We start from the raw sequence: 16,412 nt of genomic DNA on the forward strand, positions 1-16,412 counted from the left end.
ATTGATTTGGATTTAAACAAGATTCTGTTTTAGATTTCCAAACTAAACAGCACTAAATCGAATACGCCAATAGCACTATGGATTATCTAAGGAGCTACAAAAACATTTACGACCAAAATATTATCCTTTTATACAAAGGAGAGTTGACTTTCGATTTGGTGACTTCCATGATCGCGACTTTGGAAGAAAGATTGGAGGAGTTGGAAGAAAACAGGAAGGTCAAGAAAAAGTTCTACAATGTAGCTACCGAATGTGTTCAAAATCTTTACTACCATCTTGATGAGGTAACTACGGATGAGATGAAGATAAGTAGTTACGACTCCCAATCAGCTTTAATACTGATTGCCGCTCGTAAAAGATTTTACAGTTTACAAACAGGAAACTATGTTCCTACTGATAAGGTAGAGGAAATAAAGGCGAGATTGGATGAGATAAATTCAGTCAACCCGGATGAACTTCGAGATCTGTATAAAAAAGCGCTTAACGAACAAGAGTTCTCTGAGAAGGGAACCGGAGGTTTAGGTTTTATAGATATTGCCAGGAAAACAGGAGGTCAAAAACTGAGATACAAGTTTCAGGAGGTGACTGACAAGATTTCGTACTTTACATTGCAAGTAAGATTACCCAGAGAAATATAAAAAGGACAGAAGAGGTAGTTTCATATTTTATGGAAAGAGTATTCATTGAACCCACAAGAGTTACACCGCTAGTAAGTTTTGATCCTGACACGAACATTCTGGAGCTGAAGGGAAGATCTAGTCCTGAAAACTCCATACTGTTTTATGAAAAGGTTCACGAAATACTTGACAACATTATTGAAAACGACGATATTAATGAGGTAACTGTTAATTTTTCGTTTGAGTACTTTAATACCAGTTCATCCAAATGCCTCTTTGATGTGTTCAAAAAGCTGGTTAAGATGCAAGACTCAGACAAAGATTTGACAATTAACTGGTGCTACGAAGAAGATGATGAAGACATGATGGAGGCTGGTGAAGATTATGCCGATTTATTAGATTTAGACTTCAACTTCGTAGAAATAGAGGAGTTTTAGCTAATTTGAAGGAATGGATACCCCTAGAGAGCTCTATCATGAGGAAATAAAGCGGCTTAAAGAGTTTAGAACTCAGATTGAGAATCACTCCATCTATAAAGAGCAATTGGAGGAATTTTCAGATGATTATGAGGAACTCGTTGCTCAGGCAAAAGTTATCACCCGGGTATCGGATCGACTTCAGAAAAAATTGGATAGTGCCAACATCCAAATTCGTGAACAGAACGAAGAGATCAAGGACAAAAATCAGGAACTGACAAAGACCATTTTTCAACTGGCGGAAGCGAAAATGGGTAGACGAGCTTCGACCATTATGCTTACTGTTGCCATTGGACTATTCATTCTGGAACAGGTGGTTGTACAGCCCTGGATCGAAAACAACTTCAAAAATAGCTACTATTTAGAGTACCTTTTATTCATTGGGATATTCTTCCTTGTTAAGTTTTTGGAGTCCAGACTGGAGAACTTCTTTATGAATCGAGAGAAGAAGAAAATCATCAAGGGGCAAGTCGAGGAAAACGAACTCAAGTTCGCCAAGGCACAGCCACAATCCTAGCTTCCACTCCTCTCCTGACCCATGACGGAGTCATTCTTAAAATCCTGGAAATTCAAAGTCTTTCTCATTCGGCAACTTCCATTAGGCCTGCTCGTCGGATTAAAAATAAAAGAGGTTGATAACACCTCCTGTAGTGTGTCGGTACCTTTTAAATGGCTCAATAAAAACCCATTCCAATCCATGTATTTCGCGGTTCAGAGCATGGCCGCCGAAATGTCAACCGCTATCCTTTCCTTTACGGCCATTAACAAAAATGAAAATTCCATTGCCTTCATTATTGTTGGAATGCAATCAAACTTCCTAAAAAAGGCCACCAGGAAAGTAACCTTTAAATGTGCAGATGGTCACAAAGTTGAAGAAGCCATAAGTGAATGCATTCAAACGAAGAAAGCCGTAACCAAAACATTTAAGACTATTGGTACTCAAAGTGACGGTACGGTTGTCGCTGAATTCTTTTTTACATGGTCGTACAAACTAAGGTCATAAATCCTTTATCAGTTTATTCCCCTCAGAGGTCTTTCCATAACTTTCAATGTGAATCAAAGCTTCATCCACAGCTTTGAATGTTGGGTTATCCTCTAGTTTATTCAAATCGAGAACACCCACCAGATCGAGCTTTCTAAGGACGAGATGGACGTCAAGTTTGCTAACATCTACTGATGGCTGATAGTACTCATTACCATCATCTTTGGAAGTTTTTACACGAGAAACTAATCCTGCACGCTCCAGATTATTAAGTACTTCATGCACAAATCTGTTCGGGATAAACAAACCTTCGGTGAGCTGTTGGAATGAAAGGGGCCCATCCTCCTCCGAAAAATGCTTGACAATTTTATGTAGCACCATAAAGAGGAGCCTCTTTCGCAATCTTCTGCTCAGTCGCTTTCCCTCATCCGAGTAGGTCCAGTTCGATACGTTTTGTATGGCGTAAGCGAATTCAGCACCCAATAGCAAAATCAACCAGCTCAACTGTAACCAAATCAAGAATAAAGGAAAGGCAGCAAAGCTTCCATATATCGCACTATATCCTGACAAGAATGCCTGTCCGTTGATCCACGCGAATTGCGTTAACTGGAAAGCCGCTCCAGCAAACAAGGCCGCAGTAAAGGCCGGTCTCAACTTAACGGAAGTATTGGGAAAAACAATGTATACCAGAAACAGCAAGAAACAGATCAGAGTATAAGGAATAAGCTTGATCAATAATAAAATTGTTGGCTTCATGTATTCCAAAAGCGCCCATTGATTCGTGATCTCCTCTATACTTTCTGAAATGAGAACTGCCGTAGAGCTGGAGATGATGAGGATAATAGGACCCAGAAAAATGACTGAAATATAATCAGTGACCTTCCTCTTCAAAGACCTCCCCTGTTTGGTATTCCAAACATCATTGAAGGCATGTTCAACATTATTAAGTAATCGTGCCACGGCATAGATCAAAAGTACCGCACTCACACCCGAAATGATCCCTCCGCTTGATCCTGACAACATATTGTCTGCCCAACTTGTCACTTTTGCAAGCACCACTTCCTGATCACCAAATATTTCACCTTGCTCACTGAAATAACTCTTTAGCTCACTTTGGATATACTCTCTCAGACCAAACATCTGACCAATCCCAAAGGCGATAGCAAGGACCGGCACGATGGAAAGCAAGGAAAAGTAAGTCAATGCTGATGCCTTCTCTCCACATTTATCCTTTTGATATTCTGAGAAGGTGATCATCCATATCCTGACCTGTCTGTAAAGGAAGGCCTCCCATTTTGGAAGTGTGTTAAGAGGAGTATTCCAAACGGTTTCCTTGAAAAAGGTTTGGATAGATAGAATGAATTTGAGCGCCATAAACCGGTATTTCTCTCAATTTATAACCCCCGTTTAATTTTTGAAAATGAGAATGACTTTTTAAGGGCTGCTAGACTGATTTTAGTTCAAGAATAGTAATCTCCGGTAGGATTCCCACACGTCCGGGATAACCGATAAAACCATAGCCCCTGTTTACGTACAGATACTGATCGCCTTCCTGGTAAAGGTCAGCCCAACGATCATAGATATATTTTGATGGACTCCAACGGAAATCACCTATTTCTATTCCAAACTGCATACCATGGGTATGTCCGGCCAGAGATAGGTCTATACCAGGATATTCCTTCAAAATTTGAGCATCCCAATGGCTTGGGTCATGAGACAAAAGCAACTTGAAAGGGATCTCTTCTGTTCCCTTAATCGTGCGTTCCATATCCCCGTATTTTGAGAACCTTCCTGCGCCCCAGTTTTCCAGCCCCAGAATAGCCATCTGCCCGTCACCTTCCGTGATCACCCTGTTTTCATTCAACAGAATATCCCATCCCATATATCGGTGCATATCATGCAAATTGGAAATATCCTTTTGCTTAGCCTCTTGCGATGACCACGAACTATAGTCCCCATAATCATGGTTACCCATCGTTGAATAGACTCCCATTGGTGCCTTCACCTTTTTGAAAATATCGAGATAAGGTTTTGCTTCGGCACTTTCGCTATTTACCAGATCGCCTGTAAAAAATACGATGTCGGCCTTCTGTGCATTGATGAGGTCAACCCCACCTGCCACCGCAGTCTTATTGAAAAAACTTCCGGTATGGATATCGGATATCTGTGCTACTCTAATACCGTCAAATGACTTTGGTAGGTTCTTCAGGTGCAGCACTCTTTTCCTCACCCGGTAATCATGAGCTCCGGACAGAATACCAAAACTAAATGTTACCACTGGCACAGCTCCTGCAATTAAGGCTGCCTTTCCCATAAACTCTGACCTGGAAGCATCGATAGGAGTCTCTTTCTGTGGCAGTAAGTTTATTAAAGCCACAACTCCCCTCCTCGCATCATCAATCAATAAAAATATGGCGGCGAAGAGTTTACCAACCAGCATGATTAGAAAGCCGGAAAGTAGAAAGAGCCTCAGGTTCTTGAAAATCTGTGGATCGAGTGAACGGTAAAACAGCGCCCCCAGAAAGAAGGAAATCGAGAGCGTGAAATAGATGATATAAGTAACCCTACGAGCCGACAACGACCATTCGGAGATGGCCATTCTGATCGCCTGAAAGACATACCAGTCAAACAAGAAGTAAAGAACGGATATGAGAATAATTGTATAAAACCGACTCATAAGATAATTATACGGCGATCTCACTGAAGTGAGACCGCCTACTCATTGATTTATGGATTTTAACTAAGTCCTAGCCATCTATTAACTCTGGCAAAGAACAGGTACATAACTGGTACGATAACCAGAGTAAGGAATGTTGCAAATGATAACCCGAAAATGATCGTCCAGGACATTGGTCCCCAAAACGCAACGTTATCTCCTCCTATATAGAAATCGGCATCATAGGTACTCAGGAACTTAATAAAGTCTATGTTGATACCTACTGCAAGTGGAATCAAACCCAGGATAGTAGTGATCGCCGTTAAGAGCACAGGACGTAACCTTGTTGCTCCAGCTGTGGCGATAGCTTCTACTATCTCTCCAAAAGGCAACTTATCCACTCCTAATTCCTGACGCTTCCGCTCTCTACTCAACTCAATAAAGTCTATCAATACAATCGCATTATTCACAACAATTCCCGCAAGAGAAATAATTCCGATCATGGTCATGATTACCACAAAGTTCATCTGAAAGACCACCAGCCCCAGGAACACTCCGATAGTACTCAACAACACCGACATCATAATAATGAAGGGTGTTGTTACTTTATTGAATTGTGCGACAATGATCAGGAAGATCAAGCTAACTGCGATGGCGAGTGCTTTACTTAGAAATGCCATCTCTTTAGCCTGCTTTTCCTGCTCACCACCAAATTTAAACTCATATCCCGGAGGCATACTAAAGTCTGCCAACAACTCCTTAATTTCATTGTTTATCTCCGTAGCATTGTAACCGGTTTCTACATTCGAACTAAGCGTAATCACACGGTTCAAATCTTTTCTTTTTACAGAACCATACGTCGAACTTAATTCCGGTTCAGCAACAGAGGAGATCGGAACACTCTTCATCTTTCCAGATGTCTGGTCCCTGAATACCACACTTTTGTTCATTAGTGCATCGACATCATATCGGTACTTATCCATAAGTCGAAGCTGAATTTCATAGTCATCCTCCCCTTCTTTGTACTTGGAGATTTCTTTACCAAACAGTGCAGTTCTCACCTCGGTTGCAATAGAACTGGTAGACAAACCAAACCGTCTTGCCTTCTCACGATCAATATTTACCACCAATTCCGGTTTACCAGTTTCAAGGTCAGCCTTCAGCTTCTCAATACCTTCGATACCCGATTCATTGATAGTCTTCTTCATTCGCTCCGTTACTTCTATCAAAGTAGCATAATCGATTCCAGATATCTCAATACTTATTGGCTTACCTGCTGGAGGTCCATCTGCATTTTGATCCACAGTCACCGCAACACCAGGATAGCCTTCCATAACACCCCTGATCTCCGCAAGAATCTCTTTGGTGTCAACACCATGCCTGTATTTGAACTCCTTAAAGTTGACGGTAATCCTGGCTTTGTTCGGCGTATCCTGCTGACCGAAAGCTGATGGGTCATTCGGGTCCGCGGTCCCCTGCCCTACATTGGCAATGATGGACTCTACAATATCCGAATAAGGATCCACGACCTTCATCACCTTCTCCTCAATAGATTTGGTAAAGTCATTGGTCTCTTCAATGTCCGTCCCTACTGGGTATTCAATAAATACATTGATATACTTAGGGTCCGTCTTTGGGAAATACTCCACGTCAGGAGGAAATACTGACATTAATACGAATGAGAAAAAGAACATCAATACAGTCCCCCAGAAAAACAATGCAGGCTTCCAACCGGATAATGCAAAGTTCAAGGTAGACTTATACAATCCTTCTAACCATGGTAGAAAGGTGCTTTGAAACTTCCTTGAAGCCGGAGAAAGCACATAGACATTCAACAAAGTAATCAGTCCGGCTATTGCAAATAAGTTACCCGGTACAACCACCTTAATTAATGCCAAAAAAATCCCAAGTCCCAAAGCAACGAGTGCAAATACGGTCACCCTTTTCTTTCTGACTTCACCTGTATCCAACTTCATCAAAGTGGAGATCAATACCGGATTGATAACCAGGGCCACAAAAAGTGAAGAACCCAAAGTCACCATCAGAGTAATTGGCAGATATTTCATAAACTCTCCCATCAATCCCGGCCAGAAAGCCAACGGAAGGAAAGCCGCAAGCGTGGTAGCTGTTGAGGCTATAATCGGCCATGCTACCTCTCCAACTCCTTGTTTTGTGGCTTCGAAAGGAGAATTTCCTTCTTCCATTAATCGGTAAACATTTTCCACCACCACAATCCCATTATCCACGAGCATACCTAGTGCCATAATCAAGGAGAACAGTACCATCATATTGATCGTGATACCAAACATTCCAAGTACCATGAAAGCCATGAACATTGAAAGAGGAATAGCGATACCCACAAAAAGCGCATTTCTACTTCCCAGGAAGAAGAGCAATACAAGCACCACCAGAATTACCCCCGCAATAATGTTATTCTCAAGACTGCTCACCAACTCACGTGTCTGTTCAGATTGATCATTGGTTTTCGTCACTACGAGGTCTGCAGGAAATACTTCTTCCTGAGCTTTTTCCAGAATAGCATTGATTTTATCTGTCGCGATCAAAAGGTTTTCACCACTTCGCTTGATCACATCCACCATCACGACCGGATTACCTCTGAGTCTGGCGTAGTTTTGCTTCTCCTTATAGTCAAAGTCAACTTTCGCAATATCTCTGAGATAAACAATGTTTCCTTTTTCACTCTTGATCACCACATCAAGGGCCTCTTCAGGGTAAGTAAATTCCCCAACAATCCTGATAGATCTGCGAATTTCACCTTCCTTTACACTTCCCCCCGAAAGGGTAATATTTTCGGCCCTGATCGCATTTTCAACGTCTGTGAAATTGACCTCTCGTGCCTCCATTTGATATGGGTCCACGTTGATTTTGAGCTCTTTTTCGTCAATCCCCCGAATCTCAACTTTCGAGATCTCGGTAATCTTTTCAATTTCATCTTCAAGGTACTCCGCATACTCGTTGAGTTCCTCCATGCTGTAGTTACCTGACAGGTTGATATTCATCACAGGAAACTCAGAGAAGTTCATCTCAAACACATTTGGATCGGTTTGCAATTCAGGTAAATCTGGCTTGGCACGATCCACTGCATCCTTCACTTTGATCAGCGCATCTTCAATGTCCGTATCAGAGGTGAATTCAACAATTATGGTAGAATAATCCTGTACCGAGGTCGACTTAATATTGTCCACCTCGGCAATACTGTTGATTTCCTTTTCAATGGGCCTGGTCACCAGGTTCTCCATATCTACCGGCGAGTTTCCTGGGTGCGGTGTTCCGATATAAACAATCGGTTGCTGGATTTCAGGGAAACTCTCTTTGGGCAGTGTTATATAGGTTGTAAGCCCCATCACTACCACTATCAAGGTAAGCACCATCACCGTAGTGCGGTTTTTCAACGACAATGTGGTCAGCCCAAATTGCTTGTTGGTATTGATTTCATATGGTTCTTCAGCCATCTTAAAAAATGTCTTAGATTAAAAAATGTAATGAAGCTATGTTATTTCCTCACCGTGACGATCACTCCCTGAGCAAGGTCTCGATAACCTTCAAAAGCTATTGTCTGACCTGCGGCTAACCCACCTACAACTTCAGTCTGCTGATTATAAGTGACTCCGGGGCTGATATAAACTTTATTGGCTTTGGTGGTATCCCCATTCTTAACCAACTCATATACATAGCTCCCCTTACTATCCGTTTGAATCAATTTGGTAGGAACGATTAAAGCTTCTTCGTTGTGATAATCGGTCATGTTCAGTACTACTACCTGGTTCGGTTTTACCGGAAAATCAACTCGCGGCAAGCTCACTTCAATGTTGAAAGTACGGTTCTCTTTTTTGATCACCTGTCCAACCGCCTGAATAACTGAAAGGACTGTTTTATCCATTGACGGAAAGTAAACCTCTACTTTCTGGCCTTCAGTAAACCTTCCAAGAAATGCTTCAGAGACGTCCGCCGAAATGTACATTTCACGCTGACTCACCACTCTGAATAGAGGCATACCAGGTTGGGCCATTTCACCAACTCTTACAGGGACATCGTCGATAACACCATCAAATGGAGCGTACACATTGTATTGATTCAACTGCGATTTCAGTGTCTTTAACTTGTTTTCCAAAGACTCCTTATTGTTTTTGGCCTGTAAGTACTGCACCTCCGTACCAATATTTTGCTCCCACAGGCTTGCCTGACGATCATAAATTGTTGTAGCTAGCTCAAGCTGTGTCTTCACCTCTAAAATGCTGTTTCTCAACACATCTGCATCCAATTGTGCAAGGAGTTTTCCTCTTGATACTTTTTGTCCTTCCTTTACATAGATGGATTGAATCTTACCCATAGCTTCAGCTGAGACAATCACATTCTTTCTTGAAGAAACGGCTCCTCGAACATCTATCTTATGATCAAAGGGTTGTGGTTTCATATTCAGCTCTGTTACAAGAACCGTATTTGCCACTTTCACCTTTATGATCCCTGTTTCGATCAGTTCTTCTTCGAGCTCAGCAATTTGCTGCTCAAGTTCTTTCTGCTGGTCTTTCAGCTTTTGAAGTTCGGCCAGTTTATCATTGGCTGCTTCTGATCCTCCACATGCATACAAAATGGCGACCAGGATAGATAGATAGCTAATTTTGAAAATCTGTTTCATCACTCGGTTTGTATAAGTATTTTTCAAAGTTCTATTCAGTTTATTCGGTTGTTCCTAATGCTCTGCTCAAATCGATCTTAGCAATTACTGCTTCGAAAAGGGCATTGTAATAGTTAGTTTGAGCTTCTTTCAATGAGTTATTGGCATCCACCACTTCCAGGTTGGAACCAACACCCTCCTCAAACTTGATTTGTGTAATATTTGAAATTCGCTGAGCCAACTCCATGTTTTCTCTTTGAACATCCAGTTTTTCTAATGCATTTGAAAAGGTCGAACTTGCGTCCTCCACTTCGATATTGATGGCATTTTCCATTTCATCGATTGAGTTCTCCATTTTAGCCAATGCCACTTTTTGCTGCTGGATCTGATAGCTTCTTTGGAAACCTGTAAAAATGTTCCACCCCAACCTGAGGCCGAATACAGAATAACCGTACCACTGATCCGGGCCTAGACCGGGAACCTCGTTAAAGTCACTCTCAGTTCTGAACAGACCACCAAAAGACCCGGACTGGGTACTGTACCCCAATGTGGCGAACCCGCTAATAAATGGAAGTGCTTCAGCATACTTGTTCTTAATATTTAATTCCTGCAGCCGTTTGTTGGCCAAAAGCACCTGATAATCGCGTCGGTTATCCACATCCAACACCGGTTCAGCATTGGAAACAGACATACTCAAAACATCCTCTATCGTTCCTGACAATTCCAACGGTTGATCCAGTGGATAGTTCATTTGAAACTTCAGTAGACTTATGGAGAGGTTTAGCAAATTCTTGAAGTTCTCCTCCTCGGATTCAATGTTATTCAGAGATACCCTGATGCGATCAACATCAATTTGCTCTGCAAAACCATTTTTTTGCATTTGAACAGTATTGTCGTATAGAACCTGAAGTCTGTCCACATTAGAGGAGAATAATTTCAGGCGATCCTCATTGATCAGAACATTGAAATAGGCCTTAGCCACGGTAGCCGCTCTTTCACCCTCGATATGACTTGTTTGTCTTATAGAAAGTTCCTTAAATGCCCGTGAGGCCTGAAGACCTACAATATAAGAACCGTTAAAAATGAGCTGATTCACTCCCAAGCTGGCATTGCCATTGGATTTAAGCTGGAAAAAGTTCTGAGCTGCAAATACATCACCCGCTTCCATTCCTAGACTCTGAGCATCTTCTTCGCTGATAAAAGAGAATCCCTGCTCCTCTCCCGGTTGCGGAGGATTATATGTCGAAAAGAATCGCTGCTGTGTCGGGCTCTTCTGTACGGTAACGTTTCCGGTTACCTGGGGCAACCCTATGCCCACAGTTTCCTTCACCTTAAATTCCGCTGACTGTTCATCTAACTTCGCATTCTGAACGTCAATGGCATTTTGAAGCGCATAGTCTATACAGTCCTGTAAGGAAAATGCGGTGGCGGCATTTTCACCCTGAGCCATAACCATCGTGGGGCCCAGTAGTACAACTAGCGCAATAAGCTTCTTAATCTTTAACATGATTGTTGCTTTTGACTTGGTTTTAAGTTGATTTTAGTTCGTATTAATTCTTCTTTCTCTTAACTCACATTAGACACCTACGACACGGATACATTTTCTACTCCGTCTTTCAGGTAATTCTCGAAGAGCTTGTTTCCTTTGTCGGTCATCAATCCAAAGGCAAAATGTTCGAATAGCTGCATCTGAATTTCTCCATAGGGAATATCCAGTTTAGCAAATACCCCATCGAATACTAATTGTATAGTCTCCACTCTCAGGGTAGAAATTACTTCTGCATTCATATGCTCTCTGTAGTAGCCCTCATGCTTTCCACGCTTGATATTCTTTACCACGGTACCCCGTATAAATTCATATTTGAATTTTTGAAATACACCCCATGCCTCAGCATGGTATTTTTTCAGGTCATACATCAGCGATGGATGCATAGCATTCACCGTCTCTTTTATGCAGCTGGATAGTAGAAAAAGTTCGTGAACGGCATTTTCCGCTGCATCCGGAATGCTGTAAAATCTGTGTTTCTCCTCTTCAATAGCACCCTCTAAAACCTCATTCACGAGTTCGTCTTTGTTCGTAAAGTACTGATACAGGGTCTTCTTAGACATCGTCAACTCTCTGGCTACATCATCCATAGAGACTGACCGAACCCCGTATTGAAAGAATAATCGCTTTGCTCCTTCTACTATTTTTTCTTTTGCTTCCAATGCTCTCTTGTTTTGTCTTGTCTATAATCTGGATGTAAACTTAGGAAACTTTTACAATATAAATAGTTTCCATCGTTTCTACGTACTTCATTTGATAGGGTTTCGGAATAGTGATAATTATTTTTAAAATTTTAGATTAGCACTTCATGCAACCATTTCAGCTTCATTTTTCTAAACATGGAAATGGTCCCAAATCCATCCTTTTCTTCCATGGTTTCGGGCAGGAATTATCTGCATTCAGCAGCTACATTGAGGCTTTAAAGAGTGATTATCGTCTTTATTTGATTGATTTACCTCACCATGGAAGCAGCCCACCACTTGATCAGGAGATGACAAAAATTCGATGGGCAGAAATTCTGGAAAATTTCCTTGAGACGGAGTCAATTGATCAATTCTCTATTGTAAGTTTCAGTCTGGGAGGCCGATATGCCATTTCTTCCCTTTTCAATTTCAGAGACAGAATTGAGTATTGCTTTCTGATCGCTCCGGATGCTATCTATCCATCCATATGGTATAAGATGGCTACCAATCCGATTGGAAATGTGCTTTTTAAGTTTGCTATGACCAATGACTTAATTCTGAACGGGGTTCTTTGGTTTTCTGAAAAAACACGTCTTGCTCCCAAATCACTCATTCGATTCGCAAACAAGCAAATCCCTACAAGAGATAAGCGGCTTCAGCTCTATGCTACCTGGACGAATGTGAAGAACCTAAAGTATAAAATCTCCCTTATTACTGAGGAATTCAACACCACTCCCGTCATCATTCATGTGATTTTGGGTGAGGAAGATATTGTCATCCCACCGGTAAAAATAAAGGGTCAATTGAGGGATTGCCGAAAAATACATTGTCATATCATTCCGTCCCGACATGGTAAAATGATTGAGAAGTCATTACCATTGGTTTCAAGATTGCTAAAAGGTGGTTAATCTTTAGGAGATTCTTCTATTTTTGCGCTTTAATCTGATACCCTCCATGATCTATATTTTTCAAAAAAGCGTTTCTGAATTTTACATTGTTGGCAGTCATGAATCTCTTTCAGGGAAAAGCCTTGACACCCTGTCCTGGTTATTTTCGGGAGCTACACCGCTGGACGAAAAATCTCTTGAGGGGGAATTTGTCGGACCAAGAAAAGAAATGATCACTCCATGGAGCACCAATGCTGTTGAAATTGCTCAAAATGCTGGTGTTACGGGACTATTTAGGATAGAATCATTCAAAAAAGAGGTGAGGGAATTTGACCCGATGCTACAGCAAAAATATTCAGGCATTAGTGAGAATATCTTCACCCTAAACATTGAGCCTGAACCCATCAAATCGATCGAGGATCTAAAAGCCTACAACGAAACCGAAGGTCTGGCGTTGAGCGAAGAGGAGATCAGCTTTTTAGAAAATGTAGCGAAAGAAATTGGCAGACCATTGACAGACTCAGAGGTTTTTGGTTTTTCACAAATCAACTCCGAGCACTGCCGACACAAAATATTTAACGGAACCTTTATCCTAGACGGAGAAGAGCAGGAACTCTCTCTATTCAAATGGATCAAAAAGACCTCCCAGGACAATCCAAACTTTATTGTTTCAGCATATAAAGACAACGTAGCATTTATTGAAGGTCCGGTTGCTGAACAATTTGCTCCGGCCACACAGGATAAGCCTGACTTTTTTGAAACCAAGGAATACGAATCTGTTATCTCCCTAAAAGCTGAAACCCATAACTTCCCGACCACAGTCGAGCCCTTCAACGGCGCAGCTACAGGATCCGGAGGAGAAATCAGGGATAGAATGGCCGGTGGACAGGGAAGCTTCCCTCTGGCAGGAACGGCGGTCTACATGACTTCTTATGCCCGTCTTGAACCGGGAAAAGCGCACGAGCAGAATGTCCCGGAAAGAAAGTGGCTTTATCAGACCCCTAAAGAAATCTTGATCAAGGCGTCCAATGGTGCTAGTGACTTTGGTAATAAGTTTGGGCAACCGCTCATCTCTGGTAGCTTACTCACTTTTGAACACGAAGAAAAAGGAGAAGTTCAGGGCTTCGATAAGGTAATCATGATGGCCGGCGGCGTTGGTTATGCAAAAAAAGCAACCTGCCTGAAAAAGCCCGTGGGTAAAGATCAGAAGGTCGTGATCCTCGGGGGTGATAACTACCGCATTGGAATGGGTGGTAGTGCGGTATCTTCTGTAGATACGGGAGCCTTCAACCAGGCACTGGAACTCAATGCAGTTCAACGTTCTAATCCTGAAATGCAAAAGAGGGTTTGTAATGCTGTTCGTGCCATGGCTGAGCTGGACGAAAATCCAATCGTTTCGATCCATGACCACGGAGCCGGTGGTCACCTCAACTGTCTATCAGAATTGGTAGAGGATGCGGGTGGAGACTTTGACATGGACAAATTCCCTGTTGGAGACCCTACGCTTTCGGATAAAGAAATTATTGGTAATGAGTCCCAGGAACGTATGGGATTGGTAATTGATCCTGCGAAGACAGAGTACCTTAAAAATGTTTCCGAAAGAGAGCGTGCCCCTTACTATGAAGTGGGTGTAACCAATGGTACTATGGAGCTTAAGTTTTCCAGAAATGGACATGCAAAAGCCCCTTTTGATCTAAAGCTTGAGCATCTTTTTGGATCATCTCCAAAAACAATTCTTGTAGACAAAGTAACTGATAAGATCTACGAAGACAAACCTTACGATCTTTCAAAAGTAAAATCTTATATCGACGCCGTTTTGCAACTCGAAGGAGTTGCCTGTAAGGACTGGCTCACTAACAAGGTGGACCGTTCGGTAACCGGAAAAGTGGCTACGCAGCAAACAACGGGTGAGATCCAATTACCATTGAACAACGTGGCAGTAATGGCCATGGACTACAAAAGCAAAAAAGGAATGGCTACCTCTATCGGGCACTCCCCGATCCCGGCTTTGATCAATCCCGGAGCGGGTTCAAGGTTGTCGGTTACTGAGGCCCTGGCTAACCTGGTTTGGGCGCCATTGACCCATGGATTGAAAGGTGTTTCTTTAAGTGCCAACTGGATGTGGCCGGCGAAAAATGATGGTGAGAATGCACGGCTATATAAAGCGGTGAAAGACATTAGTACCTTCTCTTCAACATTGGGCATCAATATCCCTACAGGTAAAGATTCTCTTTCGATGACTCAAAAATATCCGGACAAGAAGGTTATGGCACCGGGCACCGTTATCATCAGCTCGGTTGGTGAGGTATCTGATATTACAAAAACGGTGAATCCTAATATTGACAGCGCTGCTGTAGGCAGCTCGTTGATCTATGTCAGCTTCAGTATAACTGACCTCCAACTGGGTGGAAGCTCATTTGCGCAAGCCAACTCATATATTGGGGAGGATTGTCCAGATACCACTCCAGGCATTGTTAAAAATGCATTCAACGCTATTCAGGAGCTCATCAACAAAGGGTTGATCCTTGCTGGTCACGATATCTCTTCAGGTGGTCTGATCACCACTTTATTGGAAATGAACTTCCCGAATGCTTCCGGGGGTATGAAGGTTGACCTATCAGGGTTTGACGAGGAAGATATCATCAAAACATTATTTGCGGAAAACCCGGCGGTAATCATCCAGTGTACAGAAGCAGAGAAAGTTGCTGAAATTCTTAGTGAGCATTCAGTCAATTTCTTTGAGCTTGGAAACACGACAGCGCAAAGAACCTTAAGTGTGGCTAAAGGTGACTGGAGCCTGAATCTGGACATAGACGCTCAGCGTGACACCTGGTTTAAAACCTCTTATCTTTTTGACGAAGCCCAGAGTGGCAAAGAGCATGCTGAAAAGCGATATACTAACTATAAGGCTCAAGCGCTATCCTACTCACTCCCTATCAATTTTAAAGGTTCTTATGGTGCGCTAAACCTTGATCCTAACCGCAAGACCAAGAGCGGTGTCAAGGCCGCTATCATCAGAGAAAAAGGGGTGAATGGAGATCGGGAGATGGCGTACGCACTCTACCTGGCAGGATTTGATGTGAAAGATGTTCACATGACAGACCTTGTTTCCGGCCGTGAGGATCTTTCCGATGTAAATATGATTGTCTTTGTAGGAGGTTTCTCCAATTCAGATGTCCTTGGTTCCGGAAAGGGCTGGGCAGGATCATTTGTCTTCAATGAGAAAGCCAAAACCGCTTTGGATAACTTCTATAAAAGAAAAGATACACTGAGCCTTGGGGTATGTAATGGCTGCCAGGTAGCAATGGAGCTTGGTGTGATCTACCCTGAAATGGGGGAATCTCATCCTAAAATGAAACACAACAGCTCCAGGAAATTTGAGTCTGCCTTCGTAGATGTGGTGATAGAAGATAATGAAACCATCATGTTTGGTTCTTTGTCCGGAACACGTCTTGGTATCTGGCTGGCACATGGTGAAGGAAGGTTTGACCTACCAGGTAACGCCGCAGATTATGTGATTCCTGTAAAATATGCCTACGATCAGTTCCCTGGCAATCCAAACGGCAGTGACTTCAGTGCCGCAGCAGTTGCTTCCAGGGATGGTCGTCATGTAGCGATCATGCCACACCTTGAACGCTCATTATTCCCATGGAATTGGCCTAACAATAAGGCACTCAGCGGCATGGATGTTTCCCCATGGATGGAACCGTTCGTAAATGCGTTTAAGTGGATAAAAAATCATCAATAATTCAGCAAACAGTATTTTGATTTATCAAAAGTTCACATACTTTTGCAGTCCGTTTTGGCCTATGGTGTAACTGGCAACACGTCTGATTTTGGTTCAGAAGAGTCTAGGTTCGAGCCCTAGTAGGCCAACAATAAAATCCCGTCCCGTTAAGGGATCGGGCTTTTTTATTTTAAAAGCGACC

General features: G+C 42.4%; 12 protein-coding genes and 1 tRNA gene. 7 read left to right on the forward strand and 6 right to left on the reverse strand.

The window, feature by feature from the left end; all coding sequences use genetic code 11:
• Nucleotides 1–77: 77 nt before the first annotated feature.
• Genes NXR94_RS11765 through NXR94_RS11780 form a run of 4 tightly spaced genes read left to right on the forward strand, consistent with a single transcriptional unit; the run spans nt 78 to nt 2,096 of the window.
• Nucleotides 78–638 carry a SiaB family protein kinase gene (locus NXR94_RS11765; RefSeq protein ID WP_258104830.1) on the forward strand — a complete coding sequence of 187 codons (561 nt, stop codon included), beginning with the start codon at nt 78–80 and terminating at the stop codon, nt 636–638.
• Nucleotides 639–667: 29 nt separating this feature from the next.
• Nucleotides 668–1,054: a DUF1987 domain-containing protein gene (locus NXR94_RS11770; protein WP_258104831.1), complete on the forward strand. Its 387-nt coding sequence runs from the start codon at nt 668–670 to the stop codon at nt 1,052–1,054.
• Nucleotides 1,055–1,067: 13 nt separating this feature from the next.
• Nucleotides 1,068–1,610 carry a hypothetical protein gene (locus NXR94_RS11775; protein WP_258104832.1) on the forward strand — a complete coding sequence of 181 codons (543 nt, stop codon included), beginning with the start codon at nt 1,068–1,070 and terminating at the stop codon, nt 1,608–1,610.
• Nucleotides 1,611–1,631: 21 nt separating this feature from the next.
• Nucleotides 1,632–2,096 (forward strand): DUF4442 domain-containing protein, encoded by a 465-nt coding sequence (locus NXR94_RS11780; RefSeq protein WP_258104833.1) that lies wholly within the window; start codon nt 1,632–1,634, stop codon nt 2,094–2,096.
• On the opposite strand, the gene NXR94_RS11785 is transcribed toward NXR94_RS11780, so the two are convergent.
• The 6 genes from NXR94_RS11785 to NXR94_RS11810 all read right to left on the reverse strand — a co-directional run bounded on the left by NXR94_RS11785 (nt 2,091) and on the right by NXR94_RS11810 (nt 11,575).
• The gene (locus tag NXR94_RS11785; protein WP_258104834.1) at nt 2,091–3,449 is read right to left on the reverse strand and encodes a YhjD/YihY/BrkB family envelope integrity protein; all 1,359 of its coding nucleotides are present in this window, start codon (nt 3,447–3,449) and stop codon (nt 2,091–2,093) included. The two genes, NXR94_RS11780 and NXR94_RS11785, sit on opposite strands and share 6 nt — an antisense overlap.
• A 70-nt stretch (nt 3,450–3,519) precedes the next feature.
• Nucleotides 3,520–4,752: a metallophosphoesterase gene (locus tag NXR94_RS11790; protein ID WP_258104835.1), complete on the reverse strand. Its 1,233-nt coding sequence runs from the start codon at nt 4,750–4,752 to the stop codon at nt 3,520–3,522.
• Nucleotides 4,753–4,811: 59 nt separating this feature from the next.
• Nucleotides 4,812–8,204, reverse strand: coding sequence for an efflux RND transporter permease subunit (locus tag NXR94_RS11795; RefSeq protein ID WP_258104836.1), 3,393 nt, complete (start codon nt 8,202–8,204; stop codon nt 4,812–4,814).
• 41 nt (nt 8,205–8,245) lie between these two features.
• Nucleotides 8,246–9,388, reverse strand: a complete 1,143-nt coding sequence (locus NXR94_RS11800; RefSeq protein WP_258104837.1) for an efflux RND transporter periplasmic adaptor subunit — start codon at nt 9,386–9,388, stop codon at nt 8,246–8,248.
• Nucleotides 9,389–9,428: 40 nt separating this feature from the next.
• The gene (locus tag NXR94_RS11805; protein WP_258104838.1) at nt 9,429–10,874 is read right to left on the reverse strand and encodes a TolC family protein; all 1,446 of its coding nucleotides are present in this window, start codon (nt 10,872–10,874) and stop codon (nt 9,429–9,431) included.
• 77 nt (nt 10,875–10,951) lie between these two features.
• Nucleotides 10,952–11,575, reverse strand: coding sequence for a TetR/AcrR family transcriptional regulator (locus NXR94_RS11810; protein WP_258104839.1), 624 nt, complete (start codon nt 11,573–11,575; stop codon nt 10,952–10,954).
• A 146-nt stretch (nt 11,576–11,721) separates the two neighbouring features.
• Between NXR94_RS11810 and NXR94_RS11815 the strand changes: the two genes are divergently transcribed.
• The 3 genes from NXR94_RS11815 to NXR94_RS11825 all read left to right on the forward strand — a co-directional run bounded on the left by NXR94_RS11815 (nt 11,722) and on the right by NXR94_RS11825 (nt 16,359).
• Nucleotides 11,722–12,504: an alpha/beta hydrolase gene (locus NXR94_RS11815; RefSeq protein ID WP_258104840.1), complete on the forward strand. Its 783-nt coding sequence runs from the start codon at nt 11,722–11,724 to the stop codon at nt 12,502–12,504.
• Nucleotides 12,505–12,550: 46 nt separating this feature from the next.
• Nucleotides 12,551–16,231: a phosphoribosylformylglycinamidine synthase gene (gene purL, locus NXR94_RS11820; RefSeq protein ID WP_258104841.1), complete on the forward strand. Its 3,681-nt coding sequence runs from the start codon at nt 12,551–12,553 to the stop codon at nt 16,229–16,231.
• A 55-nt stretch (nt 16,232–16,286) separates the two neighbouring features.
• Nucleotides 16,287–16,359 (forward strand) — tRNA-Gln (locus tag NXR94_RS11825).
• Nucleotides 16,360–16,412 lie beyond the last annotated feature (53 nt).

Source organism: Marinoscillum sp. MHG1-6 (assembly GCF_024714475.1).
Classification (GTDB): Bacteria; Bacteroidota; Bacteroidia; order Cytophagales; family Cyclobacteriaceae; genus JAMZMI01.